The sequence below is a fragment of the Terriglobia bacterium genome (assembly GCA_036496425.1).
Classification (GTDB): domain Bacteria; phylum Acidobacteriota; class Terriglobia; order 20CM-2-55-15; family 20CM-2-55-15; genus 20CM-2-55-15.
This window is the reverse complement of record DASXLG010000075.1, coordinates 1-16024: the sequence shown is the minus strand read 5'-3', so window position 1 is coordinate 16024 and position 16024 is coordinate 1. Positions and strand designations below refer to the sequence as shown.

Here is a 16024-nt window from a genome sequence, read left to right as displayed (position 1 = left end):
ATCTGCATCGGGTGCGGCGTGAAGGACCGGATCCATCCGAACGGCATGCAGCTTCCGGCATAGTCGCCGTATTTGACGGGATCGTAGTTGTCCCATTGCGCCTGTCCCCACGTCGTGAACGGCAGCGGATTGGGCTCGCCTTTCACGCTGGTGCCGTTGGCGTTGGTGACGGTTCGCGTCAGATCCTGGGCGTTCGGACGGGCCCAGACGCCGCTGAAGTCGGGTTTGCCGTTCGCCAGCCTCGGCGCAGGAGCCTTCATATCGACCTTGGCCTTCACCGATTGCGCGGTGGCAGTGCCGCACAACGCGAGCGCAAGAATCGTCACGTACAAAGCATTCTTCATGACGGACCTCCGGAGTTTCCGGGAGTATAGCAGATGATTTGGCCGCAGATGACGCGGCTAAATCATCTTATTCCAAATATCGTATCCGTTTATGAACGTCGGTATTGATGGAATGGTAGGGCTGTCCGAGATTGCCTGGATCGAACATGGTCTGCCGGAAGTGCTCGGCATCGTCGTGACCGATGGCTCCGGTAAAGATGGGCCGCAGATATTCGACGCCGAGCTTGGACGGCTTCATCAGTTTCGGGTCATAGAGCGCCGGATGCAGGTATCTGGCATGAATCAAGCCCCAGCGGTCGCGGAATCGGTTCGCGTCGTAACCTTCGACGTGGAATCCTTTTTCTGAATTGTATTGCAGGATCGCCACGGCGTTATTGCGCCCTTCCACAAGCAGGTCGACCGATTTCGCGCCGAGTTGCGCGGCAAAAAAACGGTCGAACAGAATCGGGCGGCCGCCGCGCTGCGTGTGGCCGACTTTTCTGGTGAAGATCGCTTCCCCTGCGGAATTTCCGCGGCGATATTGCTGGAAATATTTGTCGCCGAGCGCTTCGCAGAGCCGCCGGCGCAATGCTTCGGCGGCGCCGGACAGCGCGACGTTCCCCGCCGGATCCGTTGATTTCGAGACGGCGCCGAGTTCCCTTCCGTCTTCATCAACGATGCCTTCACCGCACACGATCACGACATTTTTCTGAAGGTCGTACAGATACCTCACGCGCTGGACGAGCAATTCCATGTTCAGCGGATGTTCGGGAATCAGAATAACGTCGGGCTGGCCGTAAGCGCTGCCGAGAGCGATATAGCCGGAATTGCGGCCCATGACTTCGATGATCGCGATCCGCCGGTGGCTTTCCGCCGTCGTGCGGACGCGGTAGATACCCTGAGTCGTCACCATTACAGCCGTGGCGTAACCGGGCGTTGCGTAGTTGACGATCTGATTCAGATCGAACATGACGTTCGAGTCGGCGCGCTCGTAGCGATATCCATGCGGCGCGGCGGCGTCCGGCAGGCGCATCCATTCATCCGGCTCGCTCGGGTAATTGAGGCCGAGGTCATTGTCGATCGTCTTGGGCGCAAGCACGGTGGGCAGCCGCTCGGCCAGGGGCTGCAGGCCGTTGAGCGTTCCATCGCCGCCGATGGCAATGATTCCGTCGATACCCAGTTTCTTGAGACGGTCCGTGATCGGATCCAGCTCGGCACCTTTCTCGGGATCGACGTAGTCGCGGGACGAGCCGATCAGCGTGCCACCCTTGGTGGGATCGAGTTCCGGAATTCCCTGGAACAGCGGGTTCAGGTGGACATGGGGAACGCGTGGGTTAAATAGACAGTTAAAGCCTTTGATGAGCCCATAGAGTTCAATTTTCAGCTCGTTTGCGCGGGCGACGGCGCCGTGAATCGTCGCGTTCAGCGCCGGTGTATCGCCTCCTGCCGTAAGGATGCCAATCCGCTTCATTGGCTATAAATACCATGGGACCTGACCGATTTCTCATTGGATGAGATAATAAAACCATGATTCGAAAGTTAACCTCCGGTGAGTACCGGCTCTACTCGCGCAAGAAGAATCCCCAAACCGGCAAGCGGCGGAACCTCGGCACCTTCAAAACCCGTGAAGCGGCGGAGAAGCATGAACGGGCCGTTCAGTATTTCAAGCGGCACTGATGATGCTCATCGCTTGGTTGATCATCGCCGTCGCCGTTCAGCAAAGCGCACCTGTTGTACCGGCGGCATCCCAATCCGTAGACGACGTTCTGGCTGCAGTCAGCAGGAATGTGAAGGACTTTCAGGATCTGCTTCCCGACTTCGTCTGTGACGAAAAGATCACGTCGACCGCCTATGAGTCCGGAAAAATAAAGGACACGAAGATGGTGGATTCCGTCTTCACGGCACTTCAGAAGCCAAGCCCCGGGCCGCGCAACGGGCTGCTGGCATTTACGGAAACGCGGGACATCTTTGCCATCGACACCAGGCCCGTACCCAAAGGCACGAAAATGCCGGGCCTGCCGCTGGCGATGTTTGGCGGTTTCAGCGCTCTCCTCAGCATGACGTTTTCACCGCAAAACCTGGCGTATCACAAGTACGAACTGGAGCACGCGGATGACCGCGGCAGGCTGGTCATCCACTTTGCGACAAAGGAAAATCAGCTGCAACTGCGCACCTACCTCAACGGCGAGGCGCTGATCAACAAGGACAGTGGAACCGCCTGGATCGATACCGCTTCGATGCAGGTCGCGCGCCTCGAGCGGAACTTCCTCAGCCTGCCTCACGCCTTCAGGCAACTGCGGAATACGGTGGAGTATTCGCCGACAAACTTTGGCGATCGTCAATTCTGGTTGCCGCGATCGATGAGAACCGACGTGACCGACCGGGATGCGAAAAAGACCAAGAGCTTCCTGGCCGAATATTCCAACTGCAAAAGATTCACAACCGATATCAAGATTGTGCCCTGAAAAGCGGGCAAGGGAAGGAACCACAAGAGGCATTGGGAATTCATTGGAGGTTGCATCATTCGAAGTTTCTTCATTTCAGATTTGCAGTGCAGAAACGTCAGATGGTCCAACCTCCAATGAATTCCCAGGCATTTCTGATATATTGCCGTTTCAAAAGATCTTAAAATGCGACAGATACTTCTGCTGTTAAGCATCGTTTTGCTTCGGCCTCAGGTACCGGTGGCGGATACGACGTTCTATTCCGTGGCGTATGTCGACATCGCGCCGTCGTCGAGGGCTGCGGCTATCGCCGGGCTTAAGCAGTACCGTGAAGCGAGCCGGAAGGAGCCAGGGTTCAAGCGCATGGAATTTTTCGAACAGGTTGGAAAGCCCGGACACTTTTTAACCATCGAAACGTGGAGCAGCGGCAAGGCGTTTGATACGCACGCGGCGTCTCAAAACTCGAAAGACTATCGATCTAAAATCGACTCCATGCGCCTCAGCGATTACGACCAACGGCCTTATAAGACGCTTACCCTGAGTCCGGCCCGCAACCCGGCCGCAAATGGCACGATGTTTGTCATTACTCACGTGGATATCGGCGGGCAAGATACCAACGCGGCCGACCTGCTCACCCATCTCGCCGAGACGAGCCGGAAGGAGCCAGGCAATCTCCGCTTCGATATACTTCAGCACACGATGAAGGCGAATCATTTCACCGTGATCGAGGAATGGCAGAGCGCGAGGGCGGTCGATGCCCATGCCGCCGCGGCACACACCAGGGAATATCGCAACAGTCTCGCGCCGATCGCAGGCAGTCCTCTGGACGAGCGCTTCTACAAATTTCTGGAGTAGTTCGCATGCATTCCGGTGTCGTATTTCCGCAAACTGAATTCGGCAACGATCCGGCAAAGATCAAGGATTACGCGCAGGCCGCGGAGGCTCTCGGTTATGACTACCTGCTCGTCTATGACCACGTTCTGGGCGCGCACCCGCATCGTGAGCCGAAACTGACCGGCCCATACACCCACGAACATCCGTTTCACGAGCCGATGGTGCTGTTCGGTTTCCTGGCGGCGGTCACGAAGCGGCTTCAGCTCACGACCGGGATCCTGATTCTTCCTCAGCGTCAGACCGCACTTGCCGCCAAACAGGCCGCCGAGATCGACGTGCTGAGCGGTGGACGGCTGCGGCTCGGGATCGGTCTGGGGTGGAACTATGTCGAATACCAGGCGCTTGGACAGGACTTCAAGACTCGAGGCCGGCGCGTCGAGGAGCAGGTTGAAGTCATGCGGAAACTCTGGACGGAACCGCTCGTGACGTTCCGCTCGCGCGATCATGTCATCGAGAACGCCGGGCTGAATCCGATGCCGATCCAGCGTCCGATCCCGATCTGGTTCGGCGGCGCCGCCGAGCCTGCGCTGCGGCGCGCCGCACGCCTTGGAGATGGCTGGATGCCCGCGGGCCGCAAACCGGAAGACGCCAAAGTCCTGGTCGATCAACTCGAGAGGTACCTGAAAGAAGCGGGCCGCGATCGGAACGCCTTCGGTATCGATCCCTGGATCCCGATTGCGGGGTTGCCTCAAGACCAATGGGCCAAACGCGTCGAAGCCTGGCGCGCGCTTGGCGCAACTCACATTGCCGTGGATACCATGCGCGCCGGATTCAAATCACCACAGGAACACATCGATGCGATCCGGACGTTTCGGAGCGTACTGTAGGCATAGCAGGACACAAAAGGCACCAAAACATCACGAATGACCTCCGTTTTGTGTTTTTTGCTGCTCCCTTATGTGCCTTTTTATGGCTATTCCGGGTTCGTTGGGCAAAACCGTTAGCTATTTCCGGCTCATGGCGACCAGGGCTTCTCTGGCCTCGTCCATATTCTTCACAGGATTCTCAAAATGAATTCGGAGTTTCCGGCGGTTCGCCGCGTCGCCGGCGAGAAGGTCGAATCCTTCGCCGTCGATGCCTGTCATGATGGCATCTTTTCCGCCTGCGTAGTGCCGAAGGGCGGCAGCATGGTCGCCATTCATATGGTCGACGATTCGGGCTTCGTGAGCCGCCGGGAACGGATTGGCGGCGAGGAACTCGTCACGTTCGACCCAGTAGATCTGCCCGAATCCACCGATGAACCGCAGCCGCACGAGATCGATTCGATAGAAAACAAAATCATGGGTCTGTTCGTATCGACGCGCCTCTGAAAAATGGCGGAAGTACCGCTCGCCGGCCCGTCCTTTGCCGTCCTGGACCGGTGCCGCATTCCCAATCAGCGTCAGCCGCCCGCGCGACTGCACATCGTCGGAAGCAGACTCGCTCTCGACCACCGTCAACGAGACTCGCGGGTCGGCCTTCAGGTTCTTAGTGTGCTGCGCAATCTCGCTGATGTAGAGGATTGGCCGTCCGGCTTCATCGCCGCAATACGGAGTAATCGAGCCGAACGGATAACCCGGCACATCCAACGACAAAGTCGAGAGGACCCCGAAGCTTTCTCCAAGAAACAGTCGGCGAGCCGCGTGATTTTTATCCATGGTCTGAGTGTAATCGATAGGCGCAGCCGTTGAGAACCACACGGTGACGCGGGCTCAGTTCAAGACCTACATATCAAGACCTATGTATATAAGGTCGCTTGGAATTCACCAAAAGGCAGGCCTCCTGCCATGCAAGCCATTTAGTTCCATAACATTACCGCTTTAAGCTTTGCAATCTGCTACGCGTGCGCCAAGGCCGCAAGGTCCACGACTGGCCTCTCGTCGTCAGTTTCCTCCGCTGTGAGCGGCAGCAATAATTCGAACACATCACCGTCGTCCAAGAGTGCTCCGAACTCTTTATCGACCAGCTTGAACGTCCGGTTGTATTTGTCGTATATGATCTTGATCCGAGCCATAGCGCCCTCCTTGACTGTCGACTCTCTACAAGGATTAAGACGCCGCGACCATTAAGAAATGATTAAAGCTGGGTTAGGTCTGCTTAATCGAAGCTTCCGGGGAATTAAGGAATTCCGGTGTGCGCCCCCTGTCGCCTATTTTTGGTATAGTGCTTAACATTCCAACTAGCGAGGTGTTTGCTCATGGTGCTCAGCAAGGAAGAACTCATTGCGTCTCTTCAAAACGAAGTCCGAATCCTCCTCCATCTGGCCGGCAAAATCGACCGTTCCAAACTCGATTACCGTCCCATGCTCAAGCAGCGCAGCACGATCGAGTTGTTGCGATACCTGGTTTGTATGGGGCCGATGCTCGTTCGCGCAACCAAAGCCGGCGCTTTCGATCAGGCAGCATGGCAGGCGGCGATAGCTGAAGCGAATGCCATGAACTTCGATCAGGTTCTCGGCGCTATCGACAAGCAAAGCTCACTCTATGCGGAATTGCTCAACGGGTTTTCGGAACAGGACTTTCGTTCCGAAGTCGACATGTTCGGGAACGGAAAAACCACCCGCGGCGCTTTCCTCGTGAATCTTGTCCTCTCAGGTTGTGCGGCCTACCGCACACAGCTCTTCCTCTACCTCAAAGCGGGTGGTCGCGACGAGTTGAATACCATGAACCTTTGGGGCGGAGTCGACGCTCCCATGCCGGCCGCCTGAAGTTTATTGACACAGCAGAACACAAAAGGCACAAAAACGTCGGGAGTGACCTCACGTTTTGTGCTTTTTGTGCAAAACCGACCTCGAACACCCCTCAATGCGCTGTCAATGACATGACACCGCCACTCTGATTTTCTTAAAAAAATCTGTAAGCTCTTCATTAGAAATCCCTTGGTTTGGTTCGCCCGTTACCACGACGTTGGAGCGGCCCACCCAAAGGACGCATCTTTTCGGCCCCGTCGCGAACCCCTTAACACCCGCCAAATCAAACATTTTCAATACCGCTAAAGACAATTCGGGCTGTGGCCGATTAGTGGATCTGTGAGGCGGGTGCATGGGCGCCTTCAGGAGGTGGGGCTATGTTGATCGATTTCTTAAACCAGGATGTTGATAACCGGTTGTCGTGGGCTGCAAGGGTGGGCGAAGCCTACGACGTCGAAGTCAATGCGCTCACGGTGGATTCCCTGTTCGATCTCTACCGGCGCGCGGGTTTCCTTTACGCGGCTAAGGCCGCCCGGCTGCTTCCATACATGGATCTGGTGAAGGAGAACTGGCGCCGGATGCTGCAGGCCGGCGATTCGCTGCTCTACGTCCTGACTGCAGGCAGCGAGGAGAAGGGACAAGCCTCGATTGCCGTGTGGCGTACAACGGGCCGCGCCTGGGTCTCGCAACATCTGGTTTCTGAGAACAATCCTCTCGGGTCACGGGCAGTCATGCTGGCCGGCTCGGCCGGAGCCTTGTTGAGGGGTCTCGACGAATCCCATCAAAACTGGTTCAGACCGGAGAATCGTTTTCCGGCGCGCGTTTTCGGCTCGATGGTGCAGTCGATCGGCGAGTCCTATGCCTCGGTGAGGCGGCATATGTATTTTGCGCTGCCGCGGCACAAATCGTTTGAGGCCAATGATTCTGTGCATGTCGTGCCCTACGACAGCTCACATCAGGAAGCTCTCTGCGGGCTGGCTGCGCTCGTCCGCGGAAATATGTACGTCAACTCCGAAGAGCTTAAGCACGACGTGGAGCTGCATTATGTGAATGACCTTTATCGGGGCGTCGGTTTGCGCCGCACGCGCCAGACGTGGCTGGCTTATCGGGATTCCAAAGACGAACCGATCGGAGCCGTCATGGCATATCGCGGTCCCCTTGGAATCAACTTCAGCTTCATCGAGAACCGCTGCGATCTGCTGCTCCATCCTGCCGTGGCCGAATCGGATGTGCCCACAATCGTCGGATCGCTGATGAATGCAGCACGGGCAGCCTACACAGATTTTGAATTGAACGAAATCCCTGTTATCGCCGACCAGATGGCGGCCTCCGCACTTACTGAATTGGGGGCCGAGTTTCTACGCAGTTATTGCCACGGAATCTGGTTGCAACGCGGTCAATCACACTTCTACGAGCACGTTGACCACTTTTACACCCGTCTCCTGCAGCGCGCAGAAAGACAAAATGTTGAACGTTCTATAACCGTTTAAGGAAAAACACTATGGCACTAGTTTCTTCAGGCACTTACATCATGGAAGATCCGCGCGAGGCTTCGCGCCTGGCACGGAAAGTGGATCCCGACACCTGGACGAAAAAATATCTTGATGGATATCTTTTCTCCGGCGCAGAAGTACTGTCCGTTGGTTGCGGACCGGGCAATATCGCCCGCGCGATCACCAAACGCCGACCTGGGATCAAAGCCACCGGCCTCGACCTGAGCCCGACGCGGATACAGCAAGCCAACCAGGGCGACAACTACGCCTCGCAGGTGCGTTTCGTGTGTGGCGATGCCCGGCAAATGAAGTTTCCTTCCGGCAGCTTCGATGTCGTCTATACCCGAATGTTACTTCAGTACATTCAGGACAAAGAGGCGGCGGTGGCCGAAATGGTCAGGGTCTGCAAACCCGGCGGCGTAGTGCTGATGCAGGATTTAGACGGACAGTTGGTGTGGCACTACCCTGAAGAGGAGTTGATGCAGGAGACCATTCAGCGAGTCATGAAGAGTCTTGCTGAGACTGGTTTCGATCCTTTGATAGGGCGGAAACTCTTCTGGCACGGCCGCAATGCCGGCCTCGAGAACCTTCGAGTTCAGGTGGAGTGCTATCACCTGATCGCGGGGAAGGTCGATCCTTATATCTTCGAACAGTGGGAACTGAAACTTGAAATTGCCAGACCGCGCCTGGCGCGTGCGCTTGGCAGTGATTATGAGGCCGAGGAAGAAATCCGGAGATTTCTGAACTATCTCCGCCGCCCCGATACGCTCACATATTCCACGCTGTTCACGGTTACAGGCGAAAAACCTCAATGATTCTGACAACGATCAGTACGACTAAAACTTCAAGGGGCGGTTCAACCGGCCCTTCACAGGAGCATGGTATGAAAACGGTGGAACACATTCACCGCAACAGGCCGTCCAAGACTTCCAAAGCGACATCGAAGCCGCGCGCCCGCCGGGCGGCTTTCTCGAGTCAGACCTTTCGGTCATTTATTGGCGTCTTGCTGACGGCCGCGGTCTTAACCGCCCAGGACTTGCCGGACGTGACGAAGATCAGTCTGGAAGACTTGATGAACGTGAGGGTCACCTCAGTATCCAAACGGGAACAGAAGCTTGGTGAAGCGCCCGCTGCGGTCTTCGTCATCACGCAAGATGACATCCGCCGCTCGGGTGTCCGAACCATTCCGGAGGCGCTCCGAATGGCGCCCGGAATCGAGGTCGCCCGGATCGATGAGAACAAGTGGGCCATCACATCGCGAGGATTCAATGGCCGATTTGCGAACAAGCTCCTGGTGCTGATCGATGGCAGAAGTGTCTACACTCCATTGTTTTCCGGTGTGTATTGGAACGTGCAGGACACCCTCCTGGAAGACGTCGACCGTATTGAAGTCATCCGCGGTCCCGGTGCGACGCTTTGGGGAGCCAATGCCGTGAACGGCGTCATCAACATTATTACCAAAGAGGCCAGCAACACTCAGGGCGCCGTTGTTACGGCCGACGCCGGAAATGAGCTCAGAGGAGCAGGCAGTGCGCGCTTCGGCGGCAAACTGGGTGACAACACCTACTATCGGGTTTACCAGAAGTACTTCAACTGGGCTCCATCGACCTATGCAACGGGCGACAAGGCTAACGATGGCTGGGCTGCGACTCGCGGAGGATTTCGCATCGACGGGGGCGCCTCCCACGACGATTCTTATACGTTGCAGGGAGACCTCTATCGGGGCTCTTACGGCGAGACTCTGACGGAGCCGCTGATGACGGCGCCCTATTCTTCAACGTTCCTCAACAACGGCGCCTTTAGTGGCGGCAATTTATTAGGCCGTTGGAACCATTCTTTCTCGCGCTCGAAAACGTCATTGCAGTTCTACTACGACAACACAACCACTGCGGCCAATTCCCTGCTGGACGACCACCAGAATATCGCCGACGTGGACTTTCAGCATGACGTCCGGATTGCCGAGAGCAATGAGTTCATCTGGGGACTGGCCTACCGGTCCACCCAGGACAGCATCGGATCGAGCAGCAATGTTTCCCTTAATCCGAGCAGCCTCCGATGGAACCTCTTCAGCGGATTTACCCAGGATGAGTTTGGTCTCTTTGGAGACCGGCTGCGCGTCACCGTCGGTTCGAAGCTGGAGCACAACGCCTTTACAGGATTCGAAATTCAACCCAATGCACGACTGGCATGGACGATGAATCCGAGACACTCGGCCTGGGCCTCCATCTCACGTGCCGTGCGAACGCCGGCCCGGACCGAAGAGGATGTGCGCTTGAATGCCGCAGTCGTCCCGCCGTCCGAGCAGACGCTGGGATTGCCGCTGGTCGCTTCCGTGTTTGGTGACCATACCTTCAAGTCTGAAGATATGATCGCCTACGAAGCCGGCTACCGCGTTCATCCCACGCGAACATTCTCCGCGGATATCGCTACATTCTACAACTCGTACAGCCACCTTCTTTCGGCAGAGCCGGGACAGCCGTTCCTGGAGGCCTCGCCGTCGTCAGTGCACCTGACGTTGCCGCTTTTCGCAGGCAACAAAATGAGCGGTGCGACATATGGGACGGAAGTGTTCGGAGAATGGAAGCCCACATCGATGTGGAAACTTGCGGGTTCCTACAGTTTTCTAAAAATGAATATTCAGCGGGACGCGGACAGCCTCGATACGACTACTCCGAACCCGGGCGGGGCGAGCCCCCGGCACGAATATTACATGCGATCCTCGCTCGATCTGTCCAAGAGGTTCGAGCAGGATCTGACGCTGCGCTATGTGTCCGCGCTAAATGGTCTGGCGATACCAGGCTATTACTCGCTGGATGCCCGGGTCGGGTGGAAACCGACACCGAAACTGGAATTCTCCTTAGCCGGTCAGAACCTTTTCAACAATCGGCATCTGGAATTTATTCCCGACTTCATCAATACGTCGCCGACTCAGGTGAATCGTACTGTACACGCAACAATGACTTGGAATTTTAGGTAAAGGGCTAATTTTGCACACGAGAAACGATCTAAAGATGGAGTTACCTCGATCATGAGACATCTGAGACTACCGTTTGCCCTTGCCGCAATCTTCCTGATATCCGGGTTGCAAGCGCGAGCTCAAACATTCGATTCATCGTCTGGTTCATCTGAATACCTTGTGAAGGCCGGCTTTATCTACAATTTCGCCAAGCTGGTCGAATGGCCTCAGAACGCTTTTTCAAATTCCGCCCAACCGATAGTGATTGGCGTTCTGGGCAACGAATCCTTTGCGGCGACTCTCGAGCGGGCTGTGGATGGGAAAAAGGTCGAAAACCACCCGATCCTTGTAAAGCGATTGAGAGTCCCGAAAGATACCAAAGAATGCGGCTGTCATATTCTCTTTCTCGCCTCCGGAGAGAGTGCGCACGCCGATGAAATAATCCAATTGCTGAACGGCACGTTCGTACTGACAATCGGTGAAACTCCTCGATTTACGAGGCAAGGCGGCATCATCAACCTGATTCTCGACGACGGCAAAGTCCGGTTCGAAGTCAATGTGGACGCCGCCAAACAGGCAAATCTCAACATAAGTTCGCGGCTGCTCAGTCTGGCAAAAATTGTCCAGACGTCGAGGTGATCCCCATGAATCTTAGAGATCTCTCGATCAAACGCAAACTGACACTGATGGCGATGCTGACCAGCAGCATCGCATTGGTTCTCTCTTCCGCGAGCTTCCTGGTTTACGACCTGGTTTCATTCCGGAAACTGCTCAACCAGGATCTAACAACGCAGGCGCAGATCATTGCCTATAACAGCGCCGCAGCGATGGCATTCAAGGATGAGGCCGCAGCAAAGGTCACGCTATCCGCCCTTACAGCCAAGGACGACGTCCTGGCGGCGGTTCTGTATACGACCGACGGCCATATTTTTGCGCACTATTCCCGTGCCGACAACCTGAACGCCCCCGTTCCGGAACGTCCCGGCGGAGACGGTTACCGGCTCGAGGGCAATTATATTGAGGTCTTCAGCGAGGTTAAGCTGGGCGGTGAGCGCCTTGGGACGCTCTTCCTTCAGTCCGACATGCAGCGCTGGAATGCCCGCGCGCGCCAGTATGCGGGAATCCTGGGGATCTTTGTTTTGATCTCCGGCGCGTTTTCCTGGCTGGTTTCTTCGAAGCTCCAGATTCTGGTTTCCGGGCCGATCCTGCATCTGGAACAGACCATGAGAGCAGTCTCGGTGGACAGAAACTACGCCGTGCGTGCGGTGAAGTCCTGCGGCGACGAGATCGGGCGCCTGATCGACGGTTTCAACACGATGCTTTCCGAAATTCAGCACCGGGATAAGGCGGTCCAGCGGGCCAATGACGACCTGAAGACCCGCACCAAAGAATTGGAACAGGAAATCTTCCATCGCAAACGGACCCAGGAGGAACTCCTGAAGGCGAAGGACTCGGCCGAAGATGCAAGCCGTGCAAAAAGCGCCTTCCTTGCCAATATGAGCCACGAATTGCGCACGCCGCTCAACGCAATCATCGGCTATAGCGAAATGCTCGAGGAAGAGTCTCGCGAATCCGGCCAGGCCGAAAGTGTGCGGGATTTGCAGAGGATTCAGTCGGCCGGGAAGCATTTACTTTCGCTGATCAATGATGTGCTGGACCTTTCGAAAATTGAAGCCGGGAAAATGGCGCTTCACCTGGAGACCTTCCAGCTTGATCCATTGATCGAAGAAATCGGTACAACTCTTCAACCTGCGGCAGAGAAGAATTCCAACCGGCTTACGCTGAATGTGCCAGAAGAGCTCGGCGCCATGCATGCTGATGTCACGAAAGTCCGGCAGGTCTTATTTAATCTCGTCAGTAACGCTTGTAAGTTCACGGATCATGGCACGATTACCCTGGACGTGGAACGCCGGAGCGACGAGAACGAGCAGGACTGGATCATTTTCCGCGTTACCGACAGCGGCATAGGCATGACGCCTGAACAGCAGTGGAAGCTTTTCCAGGATTTTGCCCAGGCTGATACTTCCATTGTGCGCAAATTCGGTGGAACGGGCCTGGGTCTTGCCATCAGTTCCCGCTTCGCCGAGATGATGCATGGCCGAATTGATGTCGAAAGCAAGATCGGCGAAGGCTCCACATTTACAGTGACGCTCCCTGCCTCCGTCGCTGCGGGCGGCACAGAGGCAGCTCCACCGCCGGTTCAGAAGGTTCGGCCGGAAGAGCCGCGGGAAACAACTGTGGCTGTAGAAAAGAAGGAGCAGTCAGACACCATCCTTATTATCGACGACGATGCCACTGTGCGCGACCTGATGACGCGCACCCTCGGCAAATTGGGATTTAACACGGTTGCCGCAGAAAGCGGCGAAGCCGGCCTGCGGCTGGCGCGCGAAATCCGTCCCAGGATCATCACCCTGGATGTGGTCATGCCCGGTCTCGACGGTTGGGACGTCCTGGCGGAGTTTAAAGAAGATCCGGAGTTGGCCTCGATTCCCGTAATCATGGTGACGGTTGTCGACAACGAGGCGCTGGGCCTCGATCGGGGGGCGTCCGATTACCTGGTGAAACCCATAGACCGGGACCGGCTTGCGGTTGCTCTGGAGCAATACCGGACACGTCCGGTCGAACTGGAAGCGTCTTCGAGTTAGGGCACAGGAAGGAGTTCAGATGCCAAAGATTCTACTTGTTGAAGACAATGAAATGAACCGCGACATGCTCTCGCGGCGCCTGCAAAGGCGGGGTTACTCCGTAGTCATGGCGCATGACGGCGAGCAAGGCCGTGCCATGGCGGCCTCGGAAGCACCCGATTTGATTCTGATGGATATCGGTTTACCCGACATCGATGGTTGGGAGGTCGCGCGGCTGCTGAAATCGGCCGAGAGCACCCGCGATATTCCGATTATCGCGCTGACGGCTCACGCACTGGTTACCGATCGTCAAAAGGCCTTCGAGGTGGGCTGCGATGATTACGATACGAAGCCGGTCGATTTCGCAAGGTTAAGCGAAAAAATAGAACATTTGCTCGCCGAGAAGAGGTGTCATGAATTCCAAGTCTGATCGTTTGCTCATTGTTGACGATAACGAAATGAATCGCGATATGCTCGCCCGCCGGCTGACCCGGAAGGGGTACTCGGTGACGGTTGCCGACAGCGCTCACCAGTTGGAAGACCGCATCAAGCAGGAAAAAGTCGATTTATTGTTGCTCGATATCGAAATGCCCGAAATCAGCGGCCTCGATGCCCTGTCAAAGATACGGCAGACGTACTCTGCAGCGCAGCTCCCTGTCATTATGGTGACGGCAAAAAACCAGAGTGAGGACATCGTGATAGCCCTCGAACTGGGTGCCAATGATTACCTCACCAAACCGGTGGATTTTCCCGTCGCCTTAGCCCGCATCGGCAACCAGTTGTCGTACAAACACACCGAAAAGGCGTTGCGGGAAAGCGAAGAACGTTATGCGCTGGCGGCTCGCGGCTCCAATGATGGTCTATGGGACTGGAATTTAGTCGATCAAACCGTCTACTTTTCTCCCCGCTGGAAGTCGATGCTCGGACACCCGGAAACTGAAATCGGCGATCAGCCCGCGGAGTTATTCGACCGTATCCACTCGTCTGACAAAGATCAGGTGGATAATGCCATCGCAGCGCATCTGAAAGGTGAAACCGCCCACCTGGAGGCTGAAGCCCGCCTACGTCATAAAAACGGTACCTACCGTTGGATGCTGATCCGGGGAATGATGGTTTGCGACGAATCGGGTGCGCCTCACCGCATGGCCGGCTCCCAAACCGACATCACCGGCGGCAAGGTGGCCGACCCGCTAACCGGTCTCCCGAACCGGCTCTTGTTTTTAGACCGGCTCGTGCAGCGGATAGATTACCGGAAGCGTCATCCCGAAGATCTGTTCGCCGTTCTCTTCCTCGACCTGGATGGCTTTAAAATGGTCAATGACAGCCTGGGGCATCTCGCCGGCGACAAGTTGCTTGTCGAGGTGGCCGAGCGGTTGGAAACAGTACTGCGCTCCACGGACACGGTGACCCGCCTCGATGACGAGGTCACGCTTGCACGCCTGGGTGGAGACGAATTCGCGATTCTCCTCAATGAACTTCATCTTCCCTCCGACGTGGCTGCCGTGGCCGACCGATTACTGAGCGAGCTGAATCGCCCCTTCAAGATCGATGACAAAGAGATATACACCACCGTCAGCATCGGCATCGCAGTCAGCACTCTGGACTATCAGACCGCGGAGGAATTTCTGCGCGACGCCGACACCGCAATGTATCGCGCCAAATCCTTAGGCAAAGCGCGCTATGAAATATTCGACGGCGAGATGCGTGCGTCCGTCATTGAGCGCCTGCAGTTGGAAACGGATCTCCGCCACGGCATTGAGCGTGATGAGTTCCGTAATTTCTATCAGCCGATCATCTCGCTCGATTCAGGCAAGATCGTTGGCTTCGAAGCTCTGGTGCGTTGGCAACATCCCGGCCGAGGTCTGGTTGGCCCCAACGAGTTCATTCCCGTGGCCGAAGAAACAGGATTGATTCGGGATATGGGTTGGCAGGTCCTGGAGCGGGCCTGCGCACAGCTTGCCGAGTGGAGAAAACTGGTGCCGGATTATGCTGATTTGACCATGAGCGTAAATCTTTCCGTCAGGCAGTTTCCGCAGCCGCACTTCGCTGAAAGGGTCGAAGCGTTGCTGGGACAACTCGGTCTTCCCGAGAACTCGTTGAAACTGGAAATAACCGAAAGCAGTTTGATGTCGGATCCCGTTGCCGCAGTGAACCTCCTGTCGCGGCTCAAAGAGCTTGGAGTCCGGCTTGCCATCGACGATTTCGGCACCGGGTACTCTTCTCTCAGCTACCTCCAGCGTTTCCCGCTCGACACTCTGAAAATCGACCGCTCCTTCACCATGGCGATGGGTAGCGGACAAAAGGAAGAAACGATAGTCAGTTCGATCATGCGCCTGGCACAGAAACTGGGATTGGATGTCGTGGCCGAGGGCGTCGAAACAGAGGAGCAACTGGTATTTCTAAAGGAAGTGGAGTGCAAATTCGCCCAAGGTTTTTACTTCTCCAAGCCGATGCGCGCAGAAGACGCGGAAAAGCTCATGATGTCTCCGGCAATGCTCGCAGGGACAATGAAATCAAACATGAGTTCTGATGGAATTGTACGGGCCCTAATGCCGGAACTCGCCGGAATCGCATCCAGCTGATTGAGGGGGTCGCACCCCGGAATTCTGCGAATTCCGGGGT

16 protein-coding genes are annotated in these 16024 nt (G+C 56.1%); 12 read left to right on the top strand and 4 right to left on the bottom strand.

Going from position 1 to position 16024, the window contains the following annotated elements; all coding sequences use genetic code 11:
* Together VGK48_05655 and VGK48_05650 are read right to left on the bottom strand one after the other, a co-directional pair.
* A partial coding sequence (locus VGK48_05655; protein HEY2380651.1) for a hypothetical protein occupies positions 1 to 344 on the bottom strand: 344 nt, incomplete at its 3' end.
* Between the two features lie 67 nt (positions 345 to 411).
* On the bottom strand, positions 412 to 1794 hold the full coding sequence (locus VGK48_05650; protein ID HEY2380650.1) for a 6-phosphofructokinase: 1383 nt from the start codon (positions 1792 to 1794) through the stop codon (positions 412 to 414).
* Positions 1795 to 1850: 56 nt separating this feature from the next.
* Here VGK48_05650 and VGK48_05645 point away from each other — a divergent pair, with 56 nt between their 5' ends.
* From VGK48_05645 to VGK48_05630, 4 genes are all read left to right on the top strand, one after another.
* A complete protein-coding gene (locus VGK48_05645; GenBank protein ID HEY2380649.1) occupies positions 1851 to 2000 on the top strand; it encodes a hypothetical protein in 150 nt (49 codons plus the stop codon).
* Positions 2000 to 2788 carry a hypothetical protein gene (locus tag VGK48_05640; GenBank protein HEY2380648.1) on the top strand — a complete coding sequence of 263 codons (789 nt, stop codon included), beginning with the start codon at positions 2000 to 2002 and terminating at the stop codon, positions 2786 to 2788. The genes VGK48_05645 and VGK48_05640 overlap by 1 nt, the downstream gene beginning before the upstream one ends.
* Positions 2789 to 2953: 165 nt before the next feature.
* Positions 2954 to 3622: an antibiotic biosynthesis monooxygenase gene (locus VGK48_05635; protein HEY2380647.1), complete on the top strand. Its 669-nt coding sequence runs from the start codon at positions 2954 to 2956 to the stop codon at positions 3620 to 3622.
* A gap of 5 nt (positions 3623 to 3627) precedes the next feature.
* Positions 3628 to 4488, top strand: a complete 861-nt coding sequence (locus VGK48_05630; protein HEY2380646.1) for an LLM class F420-dependent oxidoreductase — start codon at positions 3628 to 3630, stop codon at positions 4486 to 4488.
* A 117-nt stretch (positions 4489 to 4605) separates the two neighbouring features.
* Here the strand turns inward: VGK48_05630 and VGK48_05625 are convergent, their stop codons facing one another.
* Both VGK48_05625 and VGK48_05620 read right to left on the bottom strand, forming a co-directional pair.
* The gene (locus tag VGK48_05625; GenBank protein ID HEY2380645.1) at positions 4606 to 5298 is read right to left on the bottom strand and encodes a DUF2470 domain-containing protein; all 693 of its coding nucleotides are present in this window, start codon (positions 5296 to 5298) and stop codon (positions 4606 to 4608) included.
* A gap of 179 nt (positions 5299 to 5477) precedes the next feature.
* A complete protein-coding gene (locus VGK48_05620; GenBank protein HEY2380644.1) occupies positions 5478 to 5654 on the bottom strand; it encodes a hypothetical protein in 177 nt (58 codons plus the stop codon).
* Between the two features lie 183 nt (positions 5655 to 5837).
* Between VGK48_05620 and VGK48_05615 the strand changes: the two genes are divergently transcribed.
* The 8 genes from VGK48_05615 to VGK48_05580 all read left to right on the top strand — a co-directional run bounded on the left by VGK48_05615 (position 5838) and on the right by VGK48_05580 (position 15984).
* On the top strand, positions 5838 to 6347 hold the full coding sequence (locus VGK48_05615; GenBank protein HEY2380643.1) for a hypothetical protein: 510 nt from the start codon (positions 5838 to 5840) through the stop codon (positions 6345 to 6347).
* 359 nt (positions 6348 to 6706) lie between these two features.
* Positions 6707 to 7819, top strand: a complete 1113-nt coding sequence (locus VGK48_05610) for a hypothetical protein (protein ID HEY2380642.1) — start codon at positions 6707 to 6709, stop codon at positions 7817 to 7819.
* Positions 7820 to 7830: 11 nt separating this feature from the next.
* Complete coding sequence (locus VGK48_05605) at positions 7831 to 8637, top strand: methyltransferase domain-containing protein (protein ID HEY2380641.1); 807 nt, start codon at positions 7831 to 7833, stop codon at positions 8635 to 8637.
* Positions 8638 to 8705: 68 nt separating this feature from the next.
* Entirely contained in the window at positions 8706 to 10799 is a 2094-nt protein-coding gene (locus tag VGK48_05600; GenBank protein ID HEY2380640.1) for a TonB-dependent receptor, read from the top strand.
* Positions 10800 to 10850: 51 nt separating this feature from the next.
* Positions 10851 to 11417: a YfiR family protein gene (locus tag VGK48_05595; GenBank protein ID HEY2380639.1), complete on the top strand. Its 567-nt coding sequence runs from the start codon at positions 10851 to 10853 to the stop codon at positions 11415 to 11417.
* Positions 11418 to 11422: 5 nt separating this feature from the next.
* Positions 11423 to 13423: an ATP-binding protein gene (locus VGK48_05590; protein HEY2380638.1), complete on the top strand. Its 2001-nt coding sequence runs from the start codon at positions 11423 to 11425 to the stop codon at positions 13421 to 13423.
* 19 nt (positions 13424 to 13442) lie between these two features.
* Positions 13443 to 13832: a response regulator gene (locus tag VGK48_05585; GenBank protein ID HEY2380637.1), complete on the top strand. Its 390-nt coding sequence runs from the start codon at positions 13443 to 13445 to the stop codon at positions 13830 to 13832.
* Positions 13816 to 15984, top strand: coding sequence for an EAL domain-containing protein (locus VGK48_05580; protein ID HEY2380636.1), 2169 nt, complete (start codon positions 13816 to 13818; stop codon positions 15982 to 15984). The genes VGK48_05585 and VGK48_05580 overlap by 17 nt, the downstream gene beginning before the upstream one ends.
* Positions 15985 to 16024 lie beyond the last annotated feature (40 nt).

What these genes read in the sequence shown, in the direction of transcription:
- VGK48_05650 (HEY2380650.1), bottom strand. Translation starts at nt 1,794, where the DNA reads ATGAAGCGGATTGGCATCCTTACGGCAGGAGGCGATACACCGGCGCTG.
- VGK48_05645 (HEY2380649.1), top strand. Translation starts at nt 1,851, where the DNA reads ATGATTCGAAAGTTAACCTCCGGTGAGTACCGGCTCTACTCGCGCAAG.
- VGK48_05640 (HEY2380648.1), top strand. Translation starts at nt 2,000, where the DNA reads ATGATGCTCATCGCTTGGTTGATCATCGCCGTCGCCGTTCAGCAAAGC.
- VGK48_05635 (HEY2380647.1), top strand. Translation starts at nt 2,954, where the DNA reads ATGCGACAGATACTTCTGCTGTTAAGCATCGTTTTGCTTCGGCCTCAG.
- VGK48_05630 (HEY2380646.1), top strand. Translation starts at nt 3,628, where the DNA reads ATGCATTCCGGTGTCGTATTTCCGCAAACTGAATTCGGCAACGATCCG.
- VGK48_05625 (HEY2380645.1), bottom strand. Translation starts at nt 5,298, where the DNA reads ATGGATAAAAATCACGCGGCTCGCCGACTGTTTCTTGGAGAAAGCTTC.
- VGK48_05620 (HEY2380644.1), bottom strand. Translation starts at nt 5,654, where the DNA reads ATGGCTCGGATCAAGATCATATACGACAAATACAACCGGACGTTCAAG.
- VGK48_05615 (HEY2380643.1), top strand. Translation starts at nt 5,838, where the DNA reads ATGGTGCTCAGCAAGGAAGAACTCATTGCGTCTCTTCAAAACGAAGTC.
- VGK48_05610 (HEY2380642.1), top strand. Translation starts at nt 6,707, where the DNA reads ATGTTGATCGATTTCTTAAACCAGGATGTTGATAACCGGTTGTCGTGG.
- VGK48_05605 (HEY2380641.1), top strand. Translation starts at nt 7,831, where the DNA reads ATGGCACTAGTTTCTTCAGGCACTTACATCATGGAAGATCCGCGCGAG.
- VGK48_05600 (HEY2380640.1), top strand. Translation starts at nt 8,706, where the DNA reads ATGAAAACGGTGGAACACATTCACCGCAACAGGCCGTCCAAGACTTCC.
- VGK48_05595 (HEY2380639.1), top strand. Translation starts at nt 10,851, where the DNA reads ATGAGACATCTGAGACTACCGTTTGCCCTTGCCGCAATCTTCCTGATA.
- VGK48_05590 (HEY2380638.1), top strand. Translation starts at nt 11,423, where the DNA reads ATGAATCTTAGAGATCTCTCGATCAAACGCAAACTGACACTGATGGCG.
- VGK48_05585 (HEY2380637.1), top strand. Translation starts at nt 13,443, where the DNA reads ATGCCAAAGATTCTACTTGTTGAAGACAATGAAATGAACCGCGACATG.
- VGK48_05580 (HEY2380636.1), top strand. Translation starts at nt 13,816, where the DNA reads ATGAATTCCAAGTCTGATCGTTTGCTCATTGTTGACGATAACGAAATG.